The sequence below is a fragment of the Cellvibrio sp. genome (assembly GCF_053579595.1).
The window spans coordinates 1-11,789 of record NZ_JBRFPI010000112.1 but is presented as its reverse complement, the minus strand read 5'-3'; the positions used below and the strand labels follow the sequence as shown (position 1 = coordinate 11,789).

The 11,789-nt window shown below is 48.7% G+C and carries 8 protein-coding genes; all 8 read left to right on the top strand.

Going from position 1 to position 11,789, the window contains the following annotated elements; all coding sequences use genetic code 11:
• The first annotated feature begins 316 nt into the window (after positions 1-316).
• The 8 genes from miaA (at position 317) to ACWA6V_RS09035 (ending at position 11,708) form a co-directional block, all read left to right on the top strand.
• On the top strand, positions 317-1,318 hold the full coding sequence (gene miaA / locus ACWA6V_RS09070; protein ID WP_449522181.1) for a tRNA (adenosine(37)-N6)-dimethylallyltransferase MiaA: 1,002 nt from the start codon (positions 317-319) through the stop codon (positions 1,316-1,318).
• Between the two features lie 118 nt (positions 1,319-1,436).
• Positions 1,437-1,703, top strand: a complete 267-nt coding sequence (hfq, locus tag ACWA6V_RS09065) for an RNA chaperone Hfq (protein ID WP_039912679.1) — start codon at positions 1,437-1,439, stop codon at positions 1,701-1,703.
• Between the two features lie 36 nt (positions 1,704-1,739).
• Positions 1,740-3,074 (top strand): ribosome rescue GTPase HflX, encoded by a 1,335-nt coding sequence (gene hflX / locus ACWA6V_RS09060; protein WP_449522180.1) that lies wholly within the window; start codon positions 1,740-1,742, stop codon positions 3,072-3,074.
• A 50-nt stretch (positions 3,075-3,124) separates the two neighbouring features.
• On the top strand, positions 3,125-4,255 hold the full coding sequence (hflK, locus tag ACWA6V_RS09055; RefSeq protein WP_449522179.1) for an FtsH protease activity modulator HflK: 1,131 nt from the start codon (positions 3,125-3,127) through the stop codon (positions 4,253-4,255).
• A complete protein-coding gene (gene hflC, locus ACWA6V_RS09050; protein WP_449522178.1) occupies positions 4,255-5,127 on the top strand; it encodes a protease modulator HflC in 873 nt (290 codons plus the stop codon). The genes hflK and hflC overlap by 1 nt, the downstream gene beginning before the upstream one ends.
• Before the next feature lie 201 nt (positions 5,128-5,328).
• A complete protein-coding gene (locus ACWA6V_RS09045) occupies positions 5,329-6,501 on the top strand; it encodes an ATP phosphoribosyltransferase regulatory subunit (protein WP_449522177.1) in 1,173 nt (390 codons plus the stop codon).
• Between the two features lie 44 nt (positions 6,502-6,545).
• Positions 6,546-7,844: an adenylosuccinate synthase gene (locus ACWA6V_RS09040; protein WP_449522176.1), complete on the top strand. Its 1,299-nt coding sequence runs from the start codon at positions 6,546-6,548 to the stop codon at positions 7,842-7,844.
• Between the two features lie 342 nt (positions 7,845-8,186).
• Entirely contained in the window at positions 8,187-11,708 is a 3,522-nt protein-coding gene (locus ACWA6V_RS09035; protein ID WP_449522175.1) for a TonB-dependent receptor, read from the top strand.
• Positions 11,709-11,789: the final 81 nt, after the last annotated feature.

Below are 11,789 nucleotides of genomic sequence, written 5' to 3'. Positions count from 1 at the left end.
CCGGTCCATAGAACCTCTCCGCTCTCATCCAGCCTCCCGCAGATCGAGACCGCCCGGGACTCTATCATCCGGTTGCGCGCGAATCCTGCTACGGCGCCATCGCTCCTCCCCTTGCGCTGTGGGGCCCAACCGGGGATGATGCGGTGTTTGGGAATCGGTTGCCCGCTTGCTCCCCCGTCCCAGGAGGGTGCGCCTGTCCAGCCATCTGATCCCGCCCTATGGCGGTGAACTGGTCGACCTCGAACGGCCGGCCAACCTGGTTGCTTCAATCGCTTGATGAACTCGACAAAATGTTTATGCGCGGACAATAGTGAACATGAACAGTTCTGCGCAAAAACTACCCGTGATTTTTTTGATGGGGCCAACTGCCTCAGGCAAAACCGATCTTGCTATCGCCTTGCGCCAACATTTGCCGGTTGAATTGATCAGTGTGGATTCCGCGTTGGTTTATCGCGGCATGGATATCGGCTCAGCCAAACCGTCGGCACAAGAGCAGGCCTTGGCGCCGCATCGTCTGATTGATATCCGCGATCCTGCGGAGCCTTATTCAGTGGCCGATTTTTTGGCGGACGCTGAGCGCGAAATTACTGCGATTCACGCGCAGGGGCGAATTCCTTTGCTGGTCGGCGGTACCATGCTCTATTTTCGCGCGCTGCTGGATGGCTTGGCTGAAATGCCTGCGGCAGATGCAGAGGTGCGCGCGCAGATTGAGCGCGAGGCGGAAACATTTGGCTGGCCGCATATTCATGCACAGCTCGCACAAGTCGATCCGGAAACGGCAGCTGAAATTCATCCCAACCACTCACAGCGAGTCAGCCGCGCATTGGAAGTGTATCGCGTGAGCGGTAAAACCATGGCGCAGTTGCGCGAGGTCCAGCATCAACCTTCAGCGCAACAATTGTTTTGCGAGCGCTACAAGGTTTGCCAGTTGGCGATAGCGCCGCGTGATCGCTCTATCCTGCATCAACGTATTGCTGGCCGATTTGAAAAAATGCTTGCCGGTGGTTTGGTTGATGAAGTGAAATGTCTGCGCCAACGCGGTGATTTACATCCGGATTTACCTGCCATACGTGCGGTGGGTTATCGCCAGGTGTGGGATTATCTCGATGGTCATCTGGATTACAGTGAGATGACAGAGCGCGGCATTATCGCTACGCGACAATTAGCCAAGCGACAATTCACCTGGTTGCGCGGTTGGTCGACAACATCAAATAGTGAACTACACTGGTTATACACTGAGAATGAACAGGGAATTTCACTCACAAAGGAAGAAATTGTGCGTTGCGCCTTGAATTTTATAGGTGCCGGAGCCATATAATGCCTACGTGAGAACCCTAGTCAGATTTTCATGCTTTCTTCCACCCCCTCCTTACTGGATGTACTAGGTGTCTCGGGTGGGTAATTACTATAATTTTTATTGTCCCTAGGAGATAAACATGTCAAAAGGGCATAGCTTACAAGACCCTTACCTGAACGTTCTGCGTAAAGAACGTGTGCCTGTATCCATTTACCTGGTAAATGGAATCAAATTACAAGGTCAGGTTGAGTCATTTGATCAGTTTGTCGTGCTGTTGAAAAATACCGTAAGCCAAATGGTTTACAAGCATGCAATCTCCACTGTAGTGCCATCACGTGCAGTACGCGTACCTCTGCTGAACGAAGCAGGCGGTATCGAAGGCGAAGAAGACGAGCAAGCCGAGTAATTTATCAAATCATTGATACAACCTCGAGGTCGCTAATTGTTTTTTGATCGCCCTGAATCGGGTGAACTGGCTGTGCTGGTTCACCTGAATTTATCTCACGGCCAAGATGCCGAAGATCCCCGCGAATTTGAAGAGCTGGTATTGTCCGCAGGTGGTGATCCTGTTGCCTTTCTTACCAGTGGTTCACGCATTACTCCCACCGCTAAATTTCTCATCAGTACCGGTAAGCTTCAAGAGCTGGCTGACTTGGTTGCTGAGCATAAAGCTGAACTGGTGATTTTTAATCACACTTTGACTCCCAGCCAAGAACGTAATCTGGAGAAAGTGCTTCAGTGTCGCGTACTTGATCGCACCGGTTTGATTCTGGATATTTTCGCCCAGAGAGCGCGCACCTTTGAAGGTAAGTTGCAAGTGGAACTGGCGCAGTTGCGCCATTCTGCTACGCGTTTGGTTCGCGGCTGGACGCATCTTGAGCGCCAAAAGGGCGGGATAGGTTTACGCGGTCCCGGTGAAACCCAGCTTGAAACCGATCGCCGATTGTTGCGCAATCGTATCAGTATGATTGAGCAGCGCTTGGAAAAGGTACGTTCGCAGCGTGAGCAGGGGCGTCGTTCACGTCAGCGTGCCGCTATCCCAACTGTGTCCTTGGTGGGTTATACCAACGCCGGTAAATCCACCTTGTTTAATCGCATCACTGGGGCAGATGTTTACGCGGTGGACAAACTATTTGCCACGCTCGACCCCACTATGCGCCGTATCGAGTTATCCGATATAGGTGCCGTCGTTATGGCGGATACTGTAGGCTTTATCAGTCATCTTCCCCACAAGTTGGTTGAAGCCTTCCGCGCAACATTGGAGGAAGCAAGCAACTCAACTTTACTCTTGCATGTGATAGATTCCGCAGCGGAAGAGCGGATGCGTAATACCGAGCAAGTTGAGTTGGTGTTGGAAGAGATAGGCGCGGCCGATTTGCCGCAGTTGCGCGTGTACAACAAAATCGATTTGCTTGCCGATGCGGAGCCGCAAATTGATCGCGACGAATCAGGCAAGCCCATCGCGGTGTGGCTCTCTGCGCAAACCGGTGCTGGTTGTGAGTTGTTGTCTGAAGCCATCTCTGAATTGTTAGGCAAAGAAGTTGTTAATGGATGTTTGGTGTTGACTCCCACTCAGGGGCGTTTGCGCGCTATGCTCTACGCCCAACAGGCAGTTGTGGAAGAAAATTATCGCGAAGATGGCGCTAGCCTCTTGCAGATACGCCAGCCCAAAAGTGATTTATTGCGAATTCTCAGTGCCGCTTCTCTGGCTTTTGAGGATTTGACTTGGGATGATCAGACTTTACCTGTGCCCGATGATTTATTCGGGGAGTTGTAAACGCACGAATCATCCCCAATACAGCTTTACTTTCTACGTGGAGAAAAACTATGGCCTGGAATGAACCGGGAAAAGATAAAGACCCTTGGGGCGGACGCGATAGCGGCAAGAATAATGATGGCCCGCCCGATCTCGATGAGGCTTTTAAAAAGCTGCAAGACAAATTAAACGGCATTTTTGGCGGTGGATCAGGTGGCGGTAAATCATCTGGCGGTGCCAATTTTGGCCCGTTGTTTGCGATTGGTGCGATCATTGCGGCCGTGTTTTATGTTGGTGCTGGTGTTTATCAAGTCGATGCCAAAGAGCGCGCTGTGGTGCTGAAATTTGGTGCCTTCTCCGAAATTAAAACGGAAGGTTTGAACTGGAATGCACCTTTGATTACTGAGGTGTATATCGTTAACGTGACGGGCGAACGCCAGTATCCTTCACGCGGTTTGATGCTGACAGAAGATGAAAGCATCGTAGAATTGCCAATCACTGTGCAATTTAACGTCTCTGATGTGCGCGCCTATGTGCTCAACGTAAAAGATCCTGAAGTGAGCTTGCGCCATGCGACTGACTCGGCGGTGCGCCATGTTATTGGTTCCACTGAGTTGAACCAGGTTCTATCCGAAGGTCGTCAGGCAATTGCTGCGGAAGTAAAACAGCGGTTGCAGACGTACATGGATTCTTATGGTGCGGGTATTCAGGTCATTAACGTGAATATTCAGGAGGCGCGCCCGCCTGAAGAAGTGCGTTCGGCGTTTGATGATGTGATCAAAGCCAAAGAAGATGAGGCCCGGTTAAAAAATCAGGCGCAGGCATATGCCAACGGCATCATTCCTGAAGCGCGTGGACGCTCGCAACGCATGATTGAGGAGGCTGAGGCTTATAAGGCAGAAGTTATCGCTCGTGCAGAAGGTGAGACCGATCGTTTTGAAAACCTGCTGACCGAATATAAGCGTGCACCGGAAGTGACCCGTCAGCGCCTCTATCTTGAAACTATGGAGAGTGTGATGAAAAACTCTTCCAAAGTGATGGTGGATGTCGAGGGCGGTAACAATATGTTGTATCTGCCGTTGGATCGTATGGGTTCGCGTTCACCAGTGGCTGAGCCGCAGACACAAACAGACAGTTTTAATAGTCGGGCTACCCAGACGCTTGAGTCACCCAAGCCCCTTGTTCGTAGGGAGGTTCGCTAATGTCTACTAAAGGTTTTATTTCGCTCATTGCATTGATTGTTGGATTGTTGCTCGCATTCAATTCGATTTATGTGGTTACTGAGTATCAGCGCGCCATTATGCTGGAGTTTGGTCGCTTGGTTCAGGCTGATATTAAACCTGGTCTGCACTTCAAAAAGCCCTGGGCCAAGGTAAGTAAATTTGATGGTCGCTTACTGACTGCCGATATGACACCTGAAAGTTTCTTTACCGTCGAGAACAAGCGTCTGGTAGTGGATTCGTATATCAAATGGCAAGTAAAAGATGTGGAGACTTACTACAAAGCGACTAACGGCGATGAGGCTACGGCAGAAAACCGCTTGGCGCAGCGCGTAGCAGACGGTTTGCGTAACCAGTTTGGTCGTCGTACCTTGCACGACGTGGTTTCTGGCAAGCGCGATGAGTTGATGAGCGAAATTACCGCTAGCATCAATGTCGATGCGGTTAAGTTACTCGGTATCGAAGTTAAAGATATTCGTGTAAAACGCATCGATTTCCCGCCTGAAGCTAGCCAATCTGTGTTTGCCCGCATGGCCGCTGACCGTGAAAAGGAAGCGCGTGAATATCGCTCACAGGGTAAAGAGCAAGCTGAAGTGATTGGTGCAGATGCAGACAAGCAGCGCGCAGTATTGGAAGCCAATGCCTATCGCGACGCAGAGCGTATCCGCGGTGATGGCGATGCCAAAGCAGCGGCAATCTTTGCTGAGGCCTACAGCAAAGACCCTGAATTTTACAGTTTTGTGCGCAGCCTCAATGCCTATCGTCTCAGCTTTAACGGTAAGGATGACCTGATGGTGGTTGATCCAAAGAGCGATTTCTTTCGCTACCTGAAAGATCCCAAGGGTAAAAACTAAGCACTGACCTGTTATAAAATCGCCCGCGATGCGGGCGATTTTTTTGTATGGCTGATCTTATTGCGATTGACCTACAAATCCCCCGGCAAACAGTGTTAAAATGCTGCAACCGAGCCAGCCGCTCGGTTTTTTTATGCGTGCTTGCCGGATTCTTTACCTCTAAACCGCGCATTTAACCCTGCATTTAACCTAGAGTCGCTTATGACCTACGCTGATCGTTGGCTGTTACCGGACGGAGTGGAGGAAATTCTCCCCGCCGAAGCCAAAGCCATAGATAGTTTGCGTCGCCGCCTGCTGGATCTGTACAGCACTTGGGGCTATGACATGGTGATCCCACCCTTGCTGGAATATACCGATTCATTGTTGATCGGCTTAGGGCGCGATGTAGACCTGCTCACCTTCAAGGTCACCGACCAGTTAAGTGGTCGCACTTTGGGTATCCGCGCCGATATAACCCCGCAAACCGCGCGTATGGATGCCCACAGTTTTAATCGCACCGGCGCCAATCGCCTGTGTTATGCCGGTCATGTAGTTCACACCCGGCCCAAAAATCCGCTTGCAACCCGCACTCCTATCCAGGCTGGGCTGGAGTTTTACGGCGAGCCAAGTGTTGCTGCTGATATCGAAGTTGTTTCACTCCTGTTGGAGTCATTGCAAGTGGCGGGACTGCCGCGGTTGCATATCGATTTGGGGCATGTCGGCATTTATCGCGCGATAGCCGCAGATGCCGGTTTGACCAAAGCCCAGGAAGATACCTTTTTTGAGTTGTTGCAGCGCAAAGCAACGACTGAAATTCGTATCTGGGTTGATGCCAATATTGCCGATCAAACCAAAGCGCAGTTGTTTTTAAACCTGCCAGCATTGGCAGGTAATAAGGCAGTTTTGCAAAAAGCACGTGAGTTGTTTAGGGATGTCAAAGCTGCGCAAGTTGCCGTTGATCAGTTGGATGAGGTTGCGCGTGTTATCGAACAGCGCTATCCCGCTGCCGAGTTGTATTTTGATTTGGGCGAGTTGCGCGGTTATCACTACTTAACCGGCTTGGTATTTGCGGCCTTTGCGCCAGGTTACGGCAATCCTATCGCCAGTGGTGGTCGCTACGATCATATCGGTGAAGTATTTGGCCGCGCGCGTCCGGCAACCGGTTTTGCGGTCGATATTACCGCTATCAGTAAACTGGGTTTGCTCACCAAAGTTGGGGTGCCCGCCATTGCCGTTATTGAAACCGGTAATACGCAGCAGTGGCAGATGATCCAAAACTTGCGCAAGCAAGGGCAGCGCATTATCGCAGTCAGCGATGACGCCAACCTGGCAGAGCTGGGCTGCGATCGTCAATTATTGTTACAGGATGGTCGCTACCAGGTAGTAGCGCTTTAATCAGTCAGTTTTCTTTTTATCCAGCACAGAGAGTTAAACCAGTCATGGGCAAGAACGTCGTGGTATTGGGCACCCAATGGGGTGACGAAGGTAAAGGCAAGATCGTGGATTTGTTGACCGATCAGGTCTCCCTTGTGACGCGTTTTCAAGGTGGCCATAATGCGGGTCACACTCTGGTGATCGACGGCAAAAAGACCGTTCTTCATCTGATTCCATCGGGTATCTTGCGCGAAGGCGTCACCTGCCTGATCGGCAACGGGGTAGTGTTATCGCCTGAAGCATTGCTCAAAGAAATCAAAGGATTAGAAGATACTGGTGTTTCGGTACGCAAAAATTTGCGTTTGTCTCCCGCCTGCCCACTGATTCTTCCGTATCATGTTGCCTTGGACCAGGCGCGTGAACTGGCGCGTGGCGATGCCAAAATTGGCACCACCGGTCGCGGTATTGGCCCAGCCTATGAAGATAAGGTCGCGCGTCGCGGTCTGCGCTTGGGTGACTTGGTTGACCTGAAAAGTTTCGCCGTTAAGCTTAAAGAGATTCTCAGCTACCACAACTTTGTATTGACCAACTACTTCAAAGTCGAAGCAGTTGATTTCGACAAGGTAATGGCAGATTGCAAGCTCTGGGCGGAGCAGCTGTTGCCGATGATGGCTGATGTGACTGAGTTACTCCACACTGCACGTGAACAGGGTGAAAGCATCCTGTTTGAAGGTGCTCAGGGTTCGCTGTTGGATATCGACCATGGCACCTACCCCTTTGTAACCTCATCCAATACCACCGCTGGCGGCACTGCTACCGGTTCCGGTTTTGGTCCGCTTTATCTGGATTACGTGCTCGGCATTACCAAAGCCTATACCACCCGCGTTGGTTCAGGCCCCTTCCCGACTGAGTTAGGTTGTGAGATTGGTGAATACTTGGGCAAAAAAGGGCATGAATTCGGCGCAACTACTGGCCGTAAGCGCCGCTGCGGCTGGTTTGATGCGGTCGCGGTGCGCCATGCCAACCGTATTAACAGTGTCACTGGTATTTGCCTCACCAAGCTTGATGTGCTTGATGGGCTTGAAACTGTAAAAATCTGCATTGGTTATCAAGATGCTAAAGGCAATCCTATCGTTGGCATGCCCTATGATGCCGATGGTTGGGCTGGCATTAAACCAATTTATGAAGAAATGCCTGGTTGGAGCGAATCCACTGTGGGCGCTCAAACTCTGGAAGAGCTACCTGCCAACGCCCGCGCCTACATTAACCGTCTTGAAGTGTTGATCAAGGCGCCAATCGATATCATTTGCACGGGGCCTGACCGGATCGAAACTATCGTCTTGCGCCATCCATTTTTGGCATAAAGTCCCGCTTTTTTGTCGTCAAAAAGCCCGCTTTTACAAGCGGGCTTTTTTTATTTGCGAAACTTCAAATCAAGGGTAATTGTTAATCTATCTTTCAATTGACAGCGCTATCAATCTGTCTCCTGATAGATCATTTATTATTCCATTATGACTTATAGTCAGATTGACACATTAATCATCATAGGCGTAGGATATGAGTATCTTGCTTTCTTTTACTTACAAGTATGCAAGATCAGCTCTAACAGCAAAACCTTGATCTACACTTGAGGAGTTTTGATTTCTTCCTGAAATACAAAACAATATAAAAATCACCTAAAGATAAATTTAACAAAGGGGTTGGCTATGGTTTTCCATAAAAATCAAAAAACCGCACAACAACAGGGCGTCAAGTTCAAAAAATCCATGTTGGCTATGTGCATCATGGCATTAAGTGCGCCGTCTTTTGCGCAAGATGCTACTGAAGAAAAAGATGCCAGTGTTGAGGAAGTTGTCGTTACGGGAATGCGCTCTGATTTGCAGAATGCGCAAGAGATTAAAAGAAATTCAGATACATTTGTCGATGCAATTTCTGCTGATGACATCGGTTCTCTTCAGGATCGAAGCGTACTGGAAGCTATGCAGCGTGTACCCGGTGTATCTATCGAGCGTTTCGCCGCTGCGAACGACCCTGATCACAAAGGTGTGGAAGGTTCGGGAGCGGTAATCCGTGGTATGTCCCAGACTCGTTCGGAATTTAATGGTCGTGACTCATTTACGGCTAACTCTGGCCGTGGCTTGAGCTTCCAAGATGTTCCGCCAGAGTTGATGGCTGGCGTAGATATCTACAAAAACCAAACGGCTGATATGATCGAGGGCGGTATCTCAGGTACTGTGAGCTTGCGTACTCGTAAACCTTTTGATCAGGATGGTCGCGTATTCTCGTTCTCTGCTGATGCTACCTATGCAGATATGACCGAAGAGCTCACCCCGACTGTGTCATTTTTGTTTAGTGATCGCTGGGAGACCTCTGCGGGCGAATTTGGTTTCCTGTTAAACGCTTCTGACTCAAATCTTGAGGCGAGTTCTCATGGTGTTCAAGTTGACCGCTACGAATTTCGCCGCCTGACCGGTAATGGCATTTTCCCTGGTTTTGGGTACGTCACAAATCCGTACACATATGACGGCACTTTGGTTACTGGTGGTCCAAACAGTGGCACCCCTCCGCTCAATCCAGCTACGGATATCGGCACTCAAGGCGTGTTAGTGCCTAATGGCATGAATATGTTTATGAAGACGGATACTCGTGACCGTACGGGGATCGCGTTGGCTACCCAGTGGGAAAGCAGTGATGAAACTCTGGAGGCATCGTTTCAGTTCATGCGCTCTGATGCAACTCTGGCTTGGACAGAAAACGCTATTAAAAGTCAGATGGATTTTAATACCGGTACAACTTACGGCGCACCAGGTGAGCAGTACGAGTTTGATGAAAAGGGTGTATTCCTGAGCGGATCATTGGCTCACCTTCAGGACGGTTGGCGTGGAAATGGCCAGCAGGTCCCTCACAATGCAAGCTGGAGTAGCCCTCAGGTTCCTGTGTTCGGTCATAGGTTCCAAACGGATAATCGCTACAAAGAACAGAATACACTTATTGATGATTTCGGCTTTAATTTAAAGTGGACACCTAATGATAAATTAGAGATGTCAGTAGATTTACAACATATTAAAGCTGAAACACAAGATGATGATGTCACCTTGATGTTTATGACTTGGGCAATTATGGATGTGGATTTAAGAGGGAAGCCTGCTGCAACTGTACTGAATCCTTGGTCGTTTGCTCCATCAAGTAATCAGTATAATACTGGCGATGAATACTTCAGTAGCGAAAGTTCTTATTTGTACAACGCCGCAATGGATCACTTTGAGCGCAGTGAAGGGCAGTCAGATGCTATTCGTATTGATGCTGATTACGCATTAGAGGGCGGTTTCTTTACCAAAGTGAAGGCGGGTGTTCGTACTGCTGAACGCGAGCAAACAGTTCGCAACTCTGCTTACAATTGGGATCGTTTGGGTCCGCTTTGGGACAATGATGGTAGCTGGCTGAATACCACTTCTCTAGATTCATCGTTTACCGGTGATGCATATCAACTGCTTGATTGGAGCGAGTTCTATCGCGGTGGTGTGGTAGATATTCAGGGCGCTGGAAATAAAGTTATCCATCCAAGTGATGAATTGACTCAACAATATAGAAATTGGGGCTCTTATTTTGCTGGTATGTACAGCGCGGAAAACTCCGATAATTGCGGTAGTGAGTGGCGTCCAGCGGATGAAAGAACCGAATGGAATGGCACTGCATGTGTCAAGCGCGATGATTTAAATGGTTTCTTCCTTGATGGGGAAATTAATACCACGACTGAGACCAATACTGCTGCTTATGTTCGCTTTGACTTTGAAACAGAGTTGGCTGGTTTGCCCGCAACCGGTAACATCGGTGCTCGTTATGTTCGCGTGACCAATGAAACTGAAGGTTTCACAACTTATCCTCAGATTACAAAAAGTAATGATCTGCCCGCTAACTGGGATCCTAAAAACGTTAACCCGGCCGCTTATGATTTGTATGACCCTAATGAAAAATACAAATTCTTAGGGAACGCTAACAACTTCTTGGCTAGTGATGTTTATGAATTTGCGACTGGAATTTATACGCCAAATAAGGCTGAGAGAACTGTCGATGACGTTCTACCTAGTTTCAATTTAAAGGTCAATCTGACAGATGATCAAATTGTTCGCTTTGCAGTATCAAAAGCATTGGCGTATCCAGACATTGGTGATTTAAGAAACTATGTGAACATCGGTACTGCAGATGGATCAACGTTTACATTTAAAGAGCCTTATTGGGGGCCAACTAACCCGCATCCGTTAACTCCCGTAATTGGTGGTGTGCCTCATGCATCTGGATTGCCAGCAACAGTGAAAAGTGGTTCAAATTGTATGAGCGGTACTGTGGCGGTTCCGTGTGGGGATTATGCTTCTGCTCCTGACGGTGCTTTGTTGAGTGCTAATGGTATTCCGGTTTTCCTTAGTGCCAAAGGTACCCCGATAAATGAACAGAGCATTGTTGATGGGAATAAAATTACCTTTATGGGTTATCAGGGCTCTTCAGGTAACCCGCTGCTGATGCCAATGGAGTCCATTCAATATGATGCGTCATGGGAATGGTATTTCGCCTCTGCAGGCTCCATGACCGTATCTCTATTCTATAAAGATCTGTCTAACTTCTTCATTAATGGTGCTTATGCGCGCGAATTCACCAATCCAGATACTGGTGTAACTCAAACTGTTGCTATTGCTGGTCCGCAAAATGGCGGTGATGGTACGATGAAAGGCTTCGAAATTGCGTATCAGCAGTTCTATGATATGTTGCCAGCACCGTTTGATGGTTTTGGTATTCAGGCTAACTACTCCTACATCAAGGCTGAAGGCGTTCCTAATGCTAACTTGAACCAAGGTGCTGGAACTCCTGCTACTGATTTTGCATTTTCTCAAGATCTGGGGCTGCAAGGTCAGTCGGACCATACAGCTAACTTTGCGTTAATGTATGAGAAAAGTGATTGGTCTCTGCGTATGGCATACAACTGGCGTTCTGAGTATCTCTTGACCTCGCGCGATGTAATTACTGGCTTGCCAGTGTACAACGATGATCAAGGCTATATGGATGCGTCAGCGTTTTATAACGTCACCGACAATATTAAAGTCGGTCTTCAAGCGGTTAACTTGTTGAATACTGAAACTCGTACCTACTCGAAGATCGATGCAAATATGAAAGTGCCACGCACTTGGTTCGTTGATGACACTCGTTATACTTTCGTAGTAAGAGCAAACTTCTGATAGATTACTGTTAGATGTTTAGAGAAGCGCGCTCAGGCGCGCTTTTTTTTTGGCAAGAATGGGTAACAAAGCGATGATTAA

What these genes read in the sequence shown, in the direction of transcription:
- miaA (WP_449522181.1), top strand. Translation starts at nt 317, where the DNA reads ATGAACAGTTCTGCGCAAAAACTACCCGTGATTTTTTTGATGGGGCCA.
- hfq (WP_039912679.1), top strand. Translation starts at nt 1,437, where the DNA reads ATGTCAAAAGGGCATAGCTTACAAGACCCTTACCTGAACGTTCTGCGT.
- hflK (WP_449522179.1), top strand. Translation starts at nt 3,125, where the DNA reads ATGGCCTGGAATGAACCGGGAAAAGATAAAGACCCTTGGGGCGGACGC.
- hflC (WP_449522178.1), top strand. Translation starts at nt 4,255, where the DNA reads ATGTCTACTAAAGGTTTTATTTCGCTCATTGCATTGATTGTTGGATTG.
- ACWA6V_RS09045 (WP_449522177.1), top strand. Translation starts at nt 5,329, where the DNA reads ATGACCTACGCTGATCGTTGGCTGTTACCGGACGGAGTGGAGGAAATT.
- ACWA6V_RS09040 (WP_449522176.1), top strand. Translation starts at nt 6,546, where the DNA reads ATGGGCAAGAACGTCGTGGTATTGGGCACCCAATGGGGTGACGAAGGT.
- ACWA6V_RS09035 (WP_449522175.1), top strand. Translation starts at nt 8,187, where the DNA reads ATGGTTTTCCATAAAAATCAAAAAACCGCACAACAACAGGGCGTCAAG.